General features: G+C 60.8%; 15 protein-coding genes and 1 pseudogene. 3 read left to right on the forward strand and 13 right to left on the reverse strand.

What is annotated here, in order from left to right:
• Positions 1–80: 80 nt before the first annotated feature.
• The 3 genes from FPT15_RS01940 to FPT15_RS01950 form a co-directional block, all read right to left on the reverse strand.
• Positions 81–713 (reverse strand): LysE family transporter, encoded by a 633-nt coding sequence (locus FPT15_RS01940; protein ID WP_145158033.1) that lies wholly within the window; start codon positions 711–713, stop codon positions 81–83.
• Between the two features lie 89 nt (positions 714–802).
• Positions 803–1,375 (reverse strand): mechanosensitive ion channel family protein, encoded by a 573-nt coding sequence (locus FPT15_RS01945; RefSeq protein WP_145158036.1) that lies wholly within the window; start codon positions 1,373–1,375, stop codon positions 803–805.
• Entirely contained in the window at positions 1,375–3,285 is a 1,911-nt protein-coding gene (locus FPT15_RS01950) for an ATP-binding cassette domain-containing protein (protein WP_145158039.1), read from the reverse strand. Before FPT15_RS01950 ends, FPT15_RS01945 begins: the two co-directional genes overlap by 1 nt.
• A 50-nt stretch (positions 3,286–3,335) precedes the next feature.
• On the opposite strand from FPT15_RS01950, the gene FPT15_RS01955 reads away from it, so the two are divergent.
• A complete protein-coding gene (locus tag FPT15_RS01955; protein ID WP_145158042.1) occupies positions 3,336–3,800 on the forward strand; it encodes a TIGR02444 family protein in 465 nt (154 codons plus the stop codon).
• Here the strand turns inward: FPT15_RS01955 and FPT15_RS01960 are convergent.
• Positions 3,797–4,678: an AlgP family protein gene (locus FPT15_RS01960; protein ID WP_145158044.1), complete on the reverse strand. Its 882-nt coding sequence runs from the start codon at positions 4,676–4,678 to the stop codon at positions 3,797–3,799. The genes FPT15_RS01955 and FPT15_RS01960 overlap by 4 nt on opposite strands.
• Before the next feature lie 192 nt (positions 4,679–4,870).
• On the opposite strand from FPT15_RS01960, the gene FPT15_RS01965 reads away from it, so the two are divergent.
• Positions 4,871–5,548 carry an FKBP-type peptidyl-prolyl cis-trans isomerase gene (locus FPT15_RS01965; protein WP_145158047.1) on the forward strand — a complete coding sequence of 226 codons (678 nt, stop codon included), beginning with the start codon at positions 4,871–4,873 and terminating at the stop codon, positions 5,546–5,548.
• A gap of 54 nt (positions 5,549–5,602) precedes the next feature.
• Here the strand turns inward: FPT15_RS01965 and rsd are convergent, their stop codons facing one another.
• The 8 genes and pseudogenes from rsd to FPT15_RS30290 form a co-directional block, all read right to left on the reverse strand.
• On the reverse strand, positions 5,603–6,061 hold the full coding sequence (rsd, locus tag FPT15_RS01970; protein WP_106575814.1) for a sigma D regulator: 459 nt from the start codon (positions 6,059–6,061) through the stop codon (positions 5,603–5,605).
• Positions 6,062–6,270: 209 nt separating this feature from the next.
• Positions 6,271–6,792, reverse strand: a complete 522-nt coding sequence (locus FPT15_RS01975; RefSeq protein ID WP_145158578.1) for a disulfide bond formation protein B — start codon at positions 6,790–6,792, stop codon at positions 6,271–6,273.
• A gap of 236 nt (positions 6,793–7,028) precedes the next feature.
• Positions 7,029–8,270, reverse strand: a complete 1,242-nt coding sequence (locus FPT15_RS01980; RefSeq protein WP_145158050.1) for a heme biosynthesis protein HemY — start codon at positions 8,268–8,270, stop codon at positions 7,029–7,031.
• Positions 8,271–8,275: 5 nt separating this feature from the next.
• Positions 8,276–9,391 (reverse strand): uroporphyrinogen-III C-methyltransferase, encoded by a 1,116-nt coding sequence (locus FPT15_RS01985; protein ID WP_145158053.1) that lies wholly within the window; start codon positions 9,389–9,391, stop codon positions 8,276–8,278.
• Positions 9,392–9,432: 41 nt separating this feature from the next.
• The gene (locus tag FPT15_RS01990) at positions 9,433–10,182 is read right to left on the reverse strand and encodes a uroporphyrinogen-III synthase (RefSeq protein WP_145158056.1); all 750 of its coding nucleotides are present in this window, start codon (positions 10,180–10,182) and stop codon (positions 9,433–9,435) included.
• Positions 10,179–11,120 (reverse strand): hydroxymethylbilane synthase, encoded by a 942-nt coding sequence (gene hemC, locus FPT15_RS01995; RefSeq protein WP_145158058.1) that lies wholly within the window; start codon positions 11,118–11,120, stop codon positions 10,179–10,181. The genes FPT15_RS01990 and hemC overlap by 4 nt, the downstream gene beginning before the upstream one ends.
• A 137-nt stretch (positions 11,121–11,257) precedes the next feature.
• Positions 11,258–12,004: a LytTR family DNA-binding domain-containing protein gene (locus tag FPT15_RS02000; protein ID WP_145158061.1), complete on the reverse strand. Its 747-nt coding sequence runs from the start codon at positions 12,002–12,004 to the stop codon at positions 11,258–11,260.
• Positions 12,001–12,117: pseudogene (locus tag FPT15_RS30290) on the reverse strand (sensor histidine kinase); the annotation flags it as partial. The gene FPT15_RS02000 and the pseudogene FPT15_RS30290, both read right to left, overlap by 4 nt.
• Positions 12,118–12,506: 389 nt before the next feature.
• On the opposite strand from FPT15_RS30290, the gene argH reads away from it, so the two are divergent.
• Positions 12,507–13,901, forward strand: coding sequence for an argininosuccinate lyase (gene argH / locus FPT15_RS02005; RefSeq protein WP_145158064.1), 1,395 nt, complete (start codon positions 12,507–12,509; stop codon positions 13,899–13,901).
• Positions 13,902–14,001: 100 nt separating this feature from the next.
• On the opposite strand, the gene FPT15_RS02010 is transcribed toward argH, so the two are convergent.
• The gene (locus FPT15_RS02010) at positions 14,002–14,661 is read right to left on the reverse strand and encodes a glutathione S-transferase family protein (protein ID WP_145158067.1); all 660 of its coding nucleotides are present in this window, start codon (positions 14,659–14,661) and stop codon (positions 14,002–14,004) included.
• Positions 14,662–14,731 lie beyond the last annotated feature (70 nt).

A 14,731-nucleotide genomic window follows, 5' to 3' on the forward strand; every position in this document is an offset into this window, starting at 1 on the left:
CATCCTGTGACTGACACTCCGCTTTCGCGAGCAAGCCCGCTCCCACATTTTTGATTGGGGTCCTTCAGTTGAATCGCGGTTTAGGTCGTTGCGCGATGCAAGCTGGCCAGGAAACCCGCAGCCCCCACAAACAACCCGGCAAAGGTGCGGTTCATGCGTCTTTGCTGTCTAGGCGTGCGCAGCAGGCGCAAGACCTTCGACGCCAGCCCCGTATAGCCCGCCATCACGATCATATCGACGCTGATCATGGTCGCGCCCAGGATCAGGTACTGGATCAGCAGTGGCGCCTGCGGGTTCACGAACTGCGGCAGCACCGCCAGCATGAACACCAGGGCCTTGGGGTTGCTGGCATTGACCAGGAAGCCACGGAACATCATCGCCAGCGGCTTGCCGATCGGGCGTATGGCCGAATCTTCGCTCATGTCCATGGGCAGCGCGCGCCATTGCTTGACCGCGAGGTACACCAAGTACGCCACGCCAAACCATTTGATCGCATAAAACGCGTTCGAGGACGCCGCCAGGATGGCACCCAGGCCGCCCGCGACCACGGCAATCTGCATCGCCAGGCCCAGTTGCAGGCCAATGGCATTCCAATAGCCGCGCAGGAAACCGTATTGCAGGCCGCTGGACATCGACGCGATGGCGCCAGCGCCGGGGGACAGGGAAATGATCCAGCTGGCCACAAAAAAGGCCAGCCATGTGTCGAGTGCCATTACACACCTCAGAGGGAGAGTTAGCGATTGAGCCTAAAACTAACTCCGCCGAGCAAAGGCTGGCTAGATATTTTTACAGGATGTAAATACTAGCGGTCGCCAGGGAACACATGGGTGCCTGGCCAACGCCGCACCGAGCGCTGGAAGAACAAGCTGTTAGGCACTTGCACCATCGCACTGTCGGTGCCGGCGTCCTGCACTTCGATCAGCGTGGTGTAGAGCAGGTTGATCGCCACGACCCGGCCTTTGACGCCCGGTTTGTCGACGGTATCCACCAACTCGACAATGTCACCCAGGCGGAACGGCCCGACGGTGAAGATCAAGATCGCGCACAGCAGGTTGGACAGCACCGACCACATGGCGAAAAACGCCACGGCGGCCACCGCGACAAACCCCGACAGCGCCGTCCACAGCACCGTAGCCGACACGCCGAGACGGCCCAGCACAAAGATCAACGCGCTGCCCATGATCAGCCAGCGCAGGCCGCCACGCAGGGGCATCAGCAGTTGTGGCGGGAACGGGTAACGCTCTCCCAGACGATTCAGGCCCTTGGCGACGAAGCGCTGGGCGAGGTAACCCGCCAGCAGGATCAGCAGGATTTGCACACCGATCCAGACCGGTTCGACCCACTGCGTCGGCAATGGCAATTGCAGCGCTTCCATCAGGACAGCGCCTCCAGCTCCGCTTGCAGGGTTTCCAGCAGTTCGAGGGCTTCCATCCAGGTTTCCTCCAACTGACCTTCACGCACCTTGAGTTTGGCTTGTTCGGCCAACAAGTCGCGCAACTCGTCCTTGCGCGCCGCCTCGTACACGGCGCTGTCGCCCAGGCTGGTTTCGATCCTGGCCAGGCGCTCATGCACCTTGCCCAGCTCGGCTTCCAGCTTGTCGGCTTCGCGCTTGTGCGGCGCCAGCTGCTGACGCAGGGCGGCGGCGGCCTGGCGCTGGGCCTTCTTGTCGGTCTTGTCCGGGTTGACCGGCGTAGTGCTGGCCGGCGCGTTGCGCAGACGGTAGTCCGTCAGCCAACGCGCGTAATCGTCCAGGTCGCCGTCGAACTCTTCGACTTTGCCGTCAGCCACCAGCAGGAAGTTATCGGTGGTGCTCTTGAGCAAGTGGCGATCGTGAGACACCACCAGTACCGCACCACTGAATTCCTGCAGGGCCATGGTCAGCGCCAGGCGCATTTCCAGGTCCAGGTGGTTGGTCGGTTCGTCGAGCAGCAGCAGGTTTGGCCGGTCCCAGGCGATCAGGGCCAAGGCCAGGCGGGCTTTTTCGCCGCCGGAGAAATTCAACACCGGCTCATCGATGCGTGCGCCACGGAAGTCGAAGCCACCCAGAAAATCACGCAAGGTTTGCTCACGTTCGGTCGGCGCCAGGCGCTGCAGGTGCAACAACGGGCTGGCTTTGGAATCGAGGAAGTCCAGCTGATGCTGAGCGAAGTAGCCCACCACCAGGTTCTCGCCACGCGTCAGGCGGCCGGCCAGGGGTTGCAGTTCACCCGACAGGTTCTTGATCAGCGTCGACTTGCCTGCGCCGTTGGGACCGAGCAAACCGATACGCGCGCCTGGCGTGAGCTGCAGCTTGACCTTCTCCAGAATGGTTTTGTCGCCATAACCCAGGCGTGCATCCGAGAGGTCCAACAATGGGCTGGAGATCTTCACCGACTCACGGAACACGAAATCGAACGGCGAATCGACGTGGGCCGCCGACAGCTCTTCCATGCGCTCCAACGCCTTGATCCGGCTCTGGGCCTGACGGGCCTTGGTGGCCTGGGCCTTGAACCGGGCGATGTAGCTTTCCATGTGCGCACGTTGCGCTTGCTGCTTCTCGAAGGCTTGCTGCTGCTGAGCCAGGCGTTCGGCGCGGGCGCGCTCGAATGCGGTGTAGCCGCCACGGTAGAGCGTGATTTTCTTCTGTTCGACGTGGGCGATATTGTCGACCACGGCGTCGAGGAAATCCCGGTCGTGGGAAATCAGCAGCAAGGTGCCCGGGTAGCTCTTGAGGAAATCCTCCAGCCACAGGATCGCATCGAGGTCCAAGTGGTTGGTCGGTTCGTCGAGCAGCAGCAGGTCGGACGGGCACATCAGCGCCTGGGCCAGGTTCAGGCGCATGCGCCAGCCGCCGGAGAAGTCGGCGACCGGGCGGTCCATCTGTTCATTGGTAAAACCCAGGCCGGCCAGCATCTTGCGGGCGCGAGCGTCAGCGGTGTAGCCGTCGGCACTGTCGAGTTCCGAGTGCAGACGGGCCTGGGCGGCGCCATCCTGGGCTTTCTCGGCCTCGGCCAGGTCGTGTTGCACCTGACGCAGGCGCAGGTCGCCATCGAGCACGTAGTCGATCGCGATGCGGTCCAGGGTGTCGATCTCCTGGCGCATATGGGCGATGCGCCAGTCGGCCGGCAGCAGGCAGTTCCCGGAATCCGGGGTCAGCTCACCGAGCAACAGGGCGAACAACGTGGATTTGCCGGCGCCGTTGGCACCGATCAGGCCGGCTTTGTGACCGGCGTGCAGGGTCAGCTCGGCGTCTTCAAGAAGACGTTGCGGGCCACGCTGTAATGTTAGGCTTTGAAGTCGGATCATAATGGCGGCGGAGTCTACCAGCTTCGTTGGCCGCTGGCTTGGGTGTGAATATGTGCGCTGACCTGTGGAGCTTTGCCCTCTCGACGTATGCCCACCCGGGCATTGAAGCTGCTTGCCTGCGCTTGCAGGCACAAGGCGCGGATGTGTGCCTGTTGCTCTGCGGCGCCTGGCTGGAGCAGCGCGGCGTTGCACCGACCGCCGAACGCATGCAGGCGTTGCGCCAGATTGCGCAGCCGTGGCAGCAAGACGTGGTCGAACCCTTGCGACAGGTACGCGTGCAATGGCGAGCCATGGCGCAGCAGGATGCGCAATTGGCGACGCTGCGCGAACGGGTCAAGGCCCTGGAGCTGGAAGCTGAACGGCAGTTGCTGACGCGCCTGCAAGTGCTGGCGCAAACATGGCCGACTGGCGAGAAAGGGGGTCAATCGAGATGGCTTGAAGGCTTGGCGACCGGAGCCGCCAACCTTGACCACGACGCGCTGCAGTCGCTGCGCGTCGAGGCCACCGGCACTTAGGAAGCGCTGGTTGGGGTGGTGCTTGGCGCTGCCGGTGCAGGCGTGCTGCTGGCCGGCGCAGTTGGAGCGGTGGACGCTGCCGGGGTTGCAGCCGGAGCTGCCGGGGTTGCTGGCTTGGCCGGTGCAGGCTTGGCGGCTGGCTTTGCAGCAGTGGGTTTTGCGGCTGGCTTAGCAGCTGGTTTTGCAGCAGCCGGTTTGGCAGCTGGCTTGGCCGCTGGTTTTGCAGCAGCCGTTTTAGCGGCTGGCTTGGCGGCTGGTTTTGCAGCAGCAGTTTTAGCGGCTGGCTTGGCGGCTGGTTTTGCAGCAGCCGTTTTAGCGGCTGGCTTGGCGGCTGGTTTTGCAGCAGCCGTTTTAGCGGCTGGCTTGGCGGCTGGTTTTGCAGCAGCCGTTTTAGCGGCTGGCTTGGCAGCTGGTTTTGCAGCAGCGGACTTGGACGCTGCCTTAGTCGAAGCCTTCGACACAACGGCTTTTGCTGGCGTGCGAGCGCCCAGTGCTTTAGCCACGGCTTCTTTCACACGACCAACGCCCTGGGCCAGTTTCAGGCTTTCCTGAGCATCGCGTTTGAGTTGAGAAATGTAGGTGCGGGTTTCAGCTTGGCGATCTTTGAGGGCGTCCAGCAGATCCTCAAGTTCCTTAACGGCGTCTTTGGCTTTGGCTTGTGCCTTGGCCTTGCCGGCAGTGGCGGCGTCTTGCAGTTTGGTACGGGATTTGTGCAGCTTTTCTTGCGCTTTACCGCGTTGTTTTTCCAATTTGGCGAGCAGTTTTTCTGCATCAGCCAAGGCTTGGGAACACGCGCTTTCCAGATGTTCGAGCAAGCTGCCCGAAAGTTGTTGGAGTAAATGCAACGGGGTATTTACAGGCTTCTGTTTGGCCGACATGGTTTACCTCCTGGCTGACGTGGGTGCGGCTCATACTAGCCCTCTGCTCTTACCGCCGCTAGGGCATGTTGACAGTATCGTTTGCCTTGCGTTGCACCGTAGGAAAATTCTTATCGATATAACGAAAAACCACGGCACTTTTTGCGCACTCACACTGGCATAATCCGTCGCACTTTCGGCGGGAGAATAACCATGTCGCGTTACCTTTTTTTAATGCTTGGGTTGGTGGTTTCCATGACCCATGCGGCAGAACAATCGCCGTCAAAAACTACTGCCCAAGACCCGCACGACCTTGCTTACAGCCTGGGCGCCAGCCTCGGCGAACGACTGCGCCAGGAAGTACCTGACCTGCAGATTCAGGCGTTGATCGATGGCCTTAAACAAGCCTATCAGGGCAAACCACTGGCGCTGGACAATGCACGTATCGAGCAGATCCTCGCCGAGCACGAAGCGCAGAGCGCGGCCGAGGCTGAGGCGCCGCAAAGTGAAAAAGCACTCGCTGCCGAACAGCAATTTTTATCCAAGGAAAAAGCAGCAGCCGGCGTGCGTGAGTTATCGAATGGCATCCTGCTCACGGAGCTGACGCCTGGCACCGGCAGCAAGCCGTTGGCCAGTGATGAGGTGCAAGTGAAATACGTAGGGCGGTTGCCCGACGGGACTGTCTTTGATCAGAGCACGCAACCGCAATGGTTTCGCCTGGACAGTGTGATCAGCGGCTGGAGCAGCGCGCTGCAACAGATGCCGGTAGGCGCGAAATGGCGTCTGGTGATCCCATCCGCCCAAGCCTATGGCGCCGACGGTGCTGGCGAGTTGATCCCCGCTTATACGCCGCTGGTGTTCGAGATCGAATTGCTCGGTACTCGCCACTGACCCAATAAAAAACGGTGCGCCATGCGCACCGTTTTTTTGTCTCGCCGCCAAGGCTCAGGCCTGGGTGGCGGCCTCTTCTTTGTGAGCGTTGTGCAACACTTCGATCAGGCAATCTTCCAGCTCGAAACGTTCGTGCAACAACCCGCCAAGCTCTTTGAATTTTTCGGCAACGCATTTGCCGGCATCGCACAACTCGGTGAACACCAGCAGTTTTTCCGTGATGACATCGATGCGCGGGTAGATGGTCTCGGCCAAGTCCAGACCACGCTGATCATCAAAGGCTTCCGCCTCTTTGGTCAGTTGTTCGTAGACGCCGAAATGTCCAGCAGACACGTAGTCCACCAACACAGCGCAAAAGTCTTGCAGCGGCTCGCGATTCTCACCCAATGCTTCGGGCTTGGCGCCAAGAGCATCAAAGGCCCGAACCAGTTCGTGACGTGCCTTCAACCAGCTGTCGATCAGCTTGTGCACCCCACCCCAGCGTTCCTGAGCATTCTGACAACTTTCCAGCATGATGATCTCTCTTCCCTATAGGGGGCGCTGCCGCCTGTGCCCGCGCAACACTCAAGGATAAAAGCAGCAGCCGGACAAGGCCGCATTTGGCAAACGGTTTCGATAATGCGTGCGGGCCAGATTATGCCCGCATGACTATGGCTTCAAGGTACGCAGGAGAGAAAGTTCATACAAGTGTTTAATCCCGTCCTACGACCCGCGACACACTTTCAAGGCCTTCCGAGACCCCATCGGCGACTTAAAAACAACCGCGAAAACTGCAGGATGCCCAGCGTCAGCATGGCCAAAAAGAACAGCAAGCTCCATTCGGGAACGCTGAGGTCGAACAGTGTCCAGTTGATCTCAACGCAATCGACGGTGCCTTTGACGGTCAATTGCAGTGCTTGCCACAGCGACAGGTTTTCAATCATGTAGTGCAGGCTTGGCCAGCAATCGGTGGTCTGCTCCGGTGCGGCATTTTGTAGCAGCACCTGGCGTACGGCAGTGATAGCGCCGAGCAATGCGCAGCCCATGCTGGCAAACCCGTAGAGGTAAACCGCAGAGCGCTTTGGATTATGAATCGCCGCGACCAGATTGATCAGCGTGAAGGCTGCCAGAAAAATACGTTGCAGCTGGCAAAGGAAACACGGGCGTAGCAGCGCGCCGTACTCGAGATAAAACGACGCGCCCAACGTCAGCACACCAGCCATGAACGCCAGGAAAAACAAGGAGCGTGAAGGGGCCAAAGACATTGTTATCCGTACCGCAAGAGATAGGCCGTCACGGTAGAGGAAAGGCCTGACCCCTTTCAATACTCGTTAGAGCAGGCAATTCCGCGAGAGCATAGGGATATCTCGTCAGACCCTGGATGACTTTAAGCAGCTATCAGTAGGAATTTACTACGTAGCGCTTTAGACCCAGTATTTACAGGCTAACGAAGGGTTGGCTCTCAGAAACATCCGAGCCAACCTTCGCCCTCTTTCCTACTTCAGACGCGCGCGGGCATGGGCAACGGCGAGGCCAGCAAGCGACTGTCAAGCAGCCCCAGACCCTCCTGGAACAGCTGGTTGCTGCGCTCGGTGTCACCCAATTGGGCCAACAGCCGTGCCAGCTCAGCGCAGGCCTCAGGGTTGCGTTGCACCTGCAGGCTGCTTTCAAGGTAATCGCGCGCCTTGCCCCACAAGCTGTTTTGCAGACACAGGCGGCCCAGGGTCAGCAACAAGCTGGCATCACCCGGGTGATCCTTGAGCCAGCCTTCGGCAAACTTCAATTGGCGGGCCGAATCAGCGCCTCGCAACAAACCATAGAGCCGGATCAAGTGGCTGTCATAGCCGCGTTTGATGGCGCTGCGCAGCACCTCTTCAGCCTTGGCGTCGGCACCCAGCCGGCGCAGTTGCTCGGCGTAAGCCAGAACCAGCTGTGGCTCCTGGCGCTGGGCGGAAGTGAGTTGCTCCCACGCCCGATCAAGAGACTGCAAGCCTGCTTCGCCCTGCTCTTCACGCTGGGCCGCCAGCCCGAGGTTTTCACCCCAGGCGCGACGCTCCAGCTCGGCCAGCTCGCTGGCGGGAAGGACTTTGTCTTTTCGCAGCTCCGGCAACAAGCGAATCACTGAAGACCAATCGCCCCGCTGCTGATGCAGACGCTGCAACTGGCGCAACACCTGCGGGTTGTGCGGATGACGCTCGTGCATCGCCTGCAAAGTCACCAGTGCGCCTTCTGTATCGCCACGGTCCATCTGCAATTGCGCATGGCTCAAGGCAACCGCCAGCTCAGCCTGAGGCTGGCGCTCCAGAGCGCGCTCCAGCAAACCGTCGGACTCTTCATAACGGCCCTGCTCATTGGCCGCACGTGCCGCGCCAAGGTAGTACAACAATGGCTGGCGCTCCGCTTCGGCGGCGCGGTGCAGGTGGCGTTCGGCACTGGCCCAGCGGCCTTCAGCGAGGTCCATCTGGCCCTGCTCGATCGCAATTTGTACCCGGCGACTGCGGTTACGTCGCGACCATGGGTTGACCACACCACCGGAGGTGCTGAGCAGGCTCAGCAACACACGGATCAGATAGATCGCCAGGCCGACGGCAAACACGGCCACCAGCGTCGCCCACAGGCTCGACTCGTAATGCAGCAGATGGGGATAGGTAATCAGCACGTAGCCGGTGTGCTTGGAAATGCCCACGCCCAGCCCCAGGGCGATCGCAATTGCCAGGACCAGGATCACATAGAAACGCTTCATCGGCTCTACTCCTGGGTCGCCGGCGTGCCCGCCGACGCCTTGGCTTCATCGGCAGACAGATGACGACGTTCGAGGTAGGCCTGCACCGCGGCCAGGCTGGCCGCCAGGTCAGGCGTGGCCACGGAAACGGCCTTGGGCTCAAGCTCGGCAATACGCGCGAGCATCGCTTTGCTCTGCGGGTTGTCCTGGTTGAAGTTGTCTTGCAGCACGCTGCGCGCCTCGCCCAGGGAACGGCTGTACACCGCCGTTTCACCATTGAGCGCAGCCCATTGCGCCTGCTCAAGGGCCAGGCTCAGCGCCAGGCGTACCTGATTCAGGCCCTGACCGGCGAGCAACGGTCGAATGTTGTCGTCCGGGTTGAAATCGATGCGGAAGTAGCGGGAAATCTCCTCCCACCATTGGCTCAGGCGACCTTGCGTATCGCTGGTCGGGCGACCTTGAGAGGCCGGCTCGCTAAGCTGGTATTCCGGGGCAATAGCCGCCAGCTGTACAACCTGATCACGCAGCGCGGCGAGTTGCAGGTAAAGCCCGGTGCGGTCCGGCTGCTCGGTACTGCGCAACGCGGCAAGGCTCTTGGCCAGTTGCTCGCGTGCGGCGTAGGAACCCGGATCGCTTTGCTCACGCAGAATTTCGTCAGCCCCCTGGACCAGAGACTGAGCGCTGTTGATGTCCTGCAGGGCAGACAAACGCAAGCTGGCCAGACGGATCAAATGCTCGGCTTCGGCCAGACGCCAGTCCTGGCGACTGGCACCCAGCACGGTTTCCAGGCGCTGGCTCAAGCGCTGCTGATCGCCCTGCAACTGGGTTACCAGACGGCGGCGTTCTTCCAGCTCATCTGCACCGGGCAATTGCGCGAGCCGGGTAGTCAGCTGTTGCTGGCTCTGCTTGAGGGACTGGGATTGCTCGTCGAGTGCCTGCACCTGGCTCGACTGCTGTTGACTGCCGGCTTGCAGGGCGCGGACCTGCCAAATGCCCCATCCGCCAGCGGCAACACCTGCGGCGCCGAGCAACAAGGCTACGATTGCAAGGCCATTGCCACGGCGTGGCGCGGCGACCGGTGACTCAGCCGGCGCATCAAGTGCGGGCTGGGTTTCATCTTTAGGCAAGGCTGTTTCGCTCACGTATCCGTCCTTTGCGTATCAGAGAGTGGGCGCGGCTTGCCTCACAAGGCAGCGCTGCGCAACGCCACTAACAAAGCCGCGGCACTCGCACCGCGACAATCCACAACTTTTTCTGCGCCAGCGGCCCGCGCCATTTCATGGACGCGGGGGCTGGGCACGAACAATGGCAGCCGCGCCACCTGCGGCCAATCGGGGCCAGCCAACGCTTGCAGGTGCAAAAAACCCTGCCCACTGCTGACCACCACGCCGTTCAAGCGTTCCAACTGGATGCGTTGCATCAGCTCCCCGGTGTCGTAAGCCGGCAGGGTGCGACGATACAACTCCAGATAATCGACACTAGCACCTTGCTCGCGTAAACGCTCAGCCAGCAGCTCACGCCCACCTTCGCCACGCAGGATCAATACCCGGGCCTCGGGGCGTGCGATAGCCTCGCGCAAGGCGGGCAGCGCAAGCAAGGCCTCGCTGTCGTCGCCGGTTTGCGGATAATGAACAGTGAGGTCGTGATCGGCCAGTACTTGCGCGGTGGCCGCGCCGACGCTGAACCAGGGCAACTGCGGCCAACGCCGATCCAGCTGTTGCAAGGCCAGGCGCGCGGCAGGCTTGCTGACCACGATGACCGCGCTATAACGGCCCAGATCACAAAAGACCGCTTGTTGCTCAGCCGTCACCGGCAAGGCCTGGATCGCCAACAATGGCAGGCTGCTGCTGAAAATGCCGGCCTCGGACAACGTCGCGGCCAGGGCCGTGGCTTCCTCGGCAGGCCGCGTCAGCAACAGACGCCAGTCGGTCACTGCGGGCCAGCCTCGCCGTAGATTTTTTGCAGAATCACACCGGCGCCTTTTTCCAGCAGCTCTTCTGCCACCTGGATTCCCAGCGCGGTAGCATCACGCTGCGGCCCGCGAACCTGGGCGGTGAGCAGCGTGCCGCCTGCGGGGTCGCCTACCAAGCCACGCAGCCACAGGTTTTCACCCTCAAGCACGGCGTAACAGGCGATTGGTACCTGGCAGCCACCGTTGAGGCGTTTGTTCAGCGCGCGCTCGGCCGTGACACGGACTTCGGTGTCTTGATGATCAAGGGGTTTGAGCAAGGCGTGAATTTGACTGTCAGCGGTGCGGCATTCGATCCCCACAGCGCCTTGTCCGCCCGCGGGCAAGCTATCTTCTACGCTGATGGCCGAGGTGATGCGGTCTTCGAAACCCAGGCGAATCAGGCCAGCCGCCGCGAGAATAATCGCGTCATACTCGCCCGCATCCAACTTGGCCAGACGGGTGTTGACGTTGCCGCGCAGAAAACGAATTTGCAGGTCCGGCCGGCGAGTCAGCAACTGCGCCTGGCGACGCAGGCTCGAGGTGCCGACGACACTGCCCAAGGGCAGTTCATCCAGCGACGCGTAAGTATTGGAAACAAACGCGTCACGCGGGTCTTCGCGCTCGCAGATGCAATACAGGCCAAGACCTTCGGGGAAGTCCATCGGCACGTCTTTCATCGAATGCACGGCGATGTCGGCTTCGTTTTCCAACAGTGCGGTTTCCAGTTCCTTGACGAACAAGCCCTTGCCGCCAATCTTCGACAATGGCGAGTCGAGCAGCTTGTCGCCGCGACTGACCATGGGCACCAGAGACACTTTCAACCCCGGATGGGCTTGCTCAAGGCGTGCTTTGACGTATTCGGCCTGCCACAAGGCCAGGGCACTTTTACGGGTGGCGATGCGGATTTCGCGAGAGGACATGGATCAATCCGTACTGAATAGATACGGCAGATAATAACAGCTCAGGCAAACACGCTTTGATTTGAATCAGCAAGTGCGGGGCCTCCCTGGCCGCGTCGCACCGGGATACAGAATGCAGACCTCGCCAAAGCCCCTGGCTAAAGCTGCTGCATCATCTTGCGCACACCGGCGACATGGCGTCGGCTGACGATCAAGGCATCGCCGTTAAGCCCTTTGAGGAACAACTGAAAGTGCCCCAGGGGCGTGCGCTGCAAGCGTTCTATTCGCTCGCGGGCCACCAGCGCATTGCGGTGGATGCGCACAAAGCGGTCGCCGAATTCGTCCTCAAGGGCCTTGAGCGGCTCATCGAGCAACACTTCACCCGTCTCGTGACGCAAGGTCACGTACTTGTGGTCGGCGATAAAGTAGACCACCTGGTTCAGCGGAATCAGCTCGATACCTTTACGGGTCCGCGCGCTGATATGGCTGCGTGGCCCGTTACCACTCTGAGCGGCTGGCTGGGTCAAAGCGGCGAGCTGGACGCGGTTGGGACGCTCGGCCTTTTTCAAGGCTTTGAGCAGCGCCTCAGCACTCACCGGTTTGGCAAGAAAGCTGACACCGCTGTCTTCCAGGGTCTGCGCAGAAAACTCTTCGTGAGCTGCACACAACACCACGGCAGGCGGCGATTCTCGCTCGCTCAGGCGGGCGGCCACTTGCAAGCCATCAAGGCCTGGCAGGCGAATATCGAGCAACACCACATCCGGTTTGAGGCTGTCGATCAGCGTCAACGCCTCTTCGCCGTTGGTGGCGCTCGGTTCAAGGACTGTATAACCCTCGAGTTCACTGACCAAACGGCTCAGTCGCTCGCGGGCTTGGGGTTCGTCATCAACGATCAGGACATTCATATTGCGCTGGATTCCTGCGTGAGTCTCGCACAAGGATAGCGTAGACAGGTGCGGTGACTTGCGTCACAGCGATCCACGCTAAGACTAGCGCGAGCGGCAAAAAGTGCCCCGGCAGCGGCACCCATATTTACCCGGACCTGTTCAATTGCGCCCAAGACCTGCTGCCTTCGGGCATCGTCGTAGGGTTTGCTGATACACAATCCGAATACCCCCCTTTTTTAATGGATAGTCTGGGCTATGACCGCATCACCCGACTTTGGTGCATTCACGCTCTATCAGTGCAACTGTAGACGCTCGCTGAGACGATATTGCTCAATCGTCAAATATCGTTTCAATTAGGGCCCGCTCCAGTCTCTTCCCGGAAGCGTTCGGCGGCAAGGCACTTAGCCATCCTTGGCACAAATAAAAATGCCGACCACCCGCAGCACCGCCTCCAAGTGCAACCCTGTTATTATCGGCGACACACCTTCACGCCTCTTTTAAGCAGATCACGAGCGAATCCATGAGCACCGACAAGACCAACCAGTCCTGGGGCGGCCGCTTCAGTGAACCCGTCGACGCCTTCGTCGCGCGCTTCACCGCCTCCGTCACTTTCGACCAGCGCCTGTACCGCCACGACATCATGGGCTCGATCGCCCACGCCACGATGCTGGCCAAGGTCGGCGTACTGACCGACGCCGAGCGCGACAGCATCATCGATGGCCTGACCACCATTCGCGGTGAAATCGAGGCCGGCACGTTCGACTGGCGCGTCGACCTGGAAGACGTGCACATGAACATCGAAGCCCGCCTCACCGATCGCATCGGTGTGACCGGCAAGAAACTGCACACCGGTCGCAGCCGTAACGACCAGGTGGCTACCGATATCCGCCTGTGGCTGCGTGACGAAATCGACCTGATCCTGGGCGAAATCACCCGCCTGCAAAAAGGTCTGCTGGAGCAGGCCGAGCGTGAGTCCGGCACCATCATGCCCGGCTTCACCCACCTGCAAACTGCGCAACCGGTGACTTTCGGCCACCACTTGCTGGCCTGGTTCGAGATGCTCAGCCGCGACTACGAGCGCCTGGTGGATTGCCGCAAGCGCGCCAACCGCATGCCGTTGGGCAGCGCCGCACTGGCCGGCACTACCTACCCAATCGACCGCGAATACACCGCACAACTGCTGGGTTTTGACGCGGTTGGCGGCAACTCTCTGGACGGCGTGTCGGACCGTGACTTCGCCATCGAATTCTGCGCTGCCGCCAGCATCGCGATGATGCACTTGTCGCGTTTCTCCGAAGAACTGGTGCTGTGGACCAGTGCGCAATTCCAGTTCATCGACCTGCCGGACCGCTTCTGCACCGGCAGCTCGATCATGCCGCAAAAGAAAAACCCCGACGTGCCCGAACTGGTGCGTGGCAAAAGCGGCCGTGTATTCGGCGCGCTGATGGGCTTGCTGACCTTGATGAAGGGCCAGCCATTGGCCTACAACAAGGACAACCAGGAAGACAAAGAGCCGCTGTTCGACGCCGCCGACACCCTGCGCGATTCGCTGCGTGCGTTTGCCGACATGATCCCGGCGATCAAGCCCAAGCACGCGATTATGCGTGAAGCGGCCTTGCGCGGGTTCTCCACGGCAACCGACCTGGCGGACTACCTGGTGCGCCGGGGCCTGCCATTTCGCGACTGCCACGAAATCGTCGGCCACGCCGTTAAGTACGGCGTAGACACCGGCAAGGACCTGGCGGAAATGAGCCTGGAAGAGCTGCGCCAATTCAGCGACCAGATCGAGCAGGACGTGTTTGCCGTGCTGACCCTGGAAGGCTCGGTGAATGCGCGTAACCATGTGGGCGGCACTGCGCCGGCGCAGGTCAAGGCTGCGGTCGTGCGTGGCCAGGCACTGCTCGCCAGCCGCTAAAAGCATCGCAGGCAAGCCAGCTCCCACATTTGAACAGGTTCACCACTCAAAATGTGGGAGCTGGCTTGCCCGCGATGGCTCCCTTACAGGCTCCACCTATCTACTTCTTGGCCGCAATCATCGCCATAAACGCCGGCATCGCCGCCTCCCTGTCCGCCGCCACTTTCTGCGCGTTGGGCATCGCGTGCAGTCGCTCCAGCAGCGCTTTCGCCTTCGGCAACTCAGCCAGCAGATCCAGGCCAAACAGCTTCTCGCCCACGGCACAGGCCAGGTTCACGCTGTACATGAAATACAGATCGGCCAGCGTGAAGCTCTCCCCCGCCACGTAAGGCGCAAACTTGCCGTGTCGGCCTAAAGAACTGATCCCCAACAGCAACTCAGCCCTGGATTTTTCCTTGATCGCCTCCGGCACCGGCATACCGAAGAACGCCTCGGCGAAACACGCGCGGGCGGGCAACTCGATGTACAGCTCGATTTCCCTGCACAGCGCCAGCACCTGAGCCCGCTGAAAAGGCTCGGCCGGCAGCAGCGAAGGGCCTTCCTGAGTGTGTTCGATGTACTCCAGAATCACGCTGGTTTCGTTGATAAAGCCTTGCTTGACGCCCAGCACCGGCACTTTGCCTCGCGGGCTTACCGCAAGCGCTTCAGGCGTCTGGCCTGCATAAAATGGCACTTCTTCAAACGGCAGGCCTTTCTCCAGCAGCGCCAGTTTGACCATGTTGTAGTAGTTGCTGACCGAAAATCCGTAAAGCTTGAGCATCGCGAATGCCTCCAGGCCGGGTGTGGGGTTGGCTGCGGAAGTTATAGAGCGTGCGGCCCGACCTGACCAG

This window comes from Pseudomonas sp. RGB (genome assembly GCF_007713445.1).
Lineage (GTDB): Bacteria > Pseudomonadota > Gammaproteobacteria > Pseudomonadales > Pseudomonadaceae > Aquipseudomonas.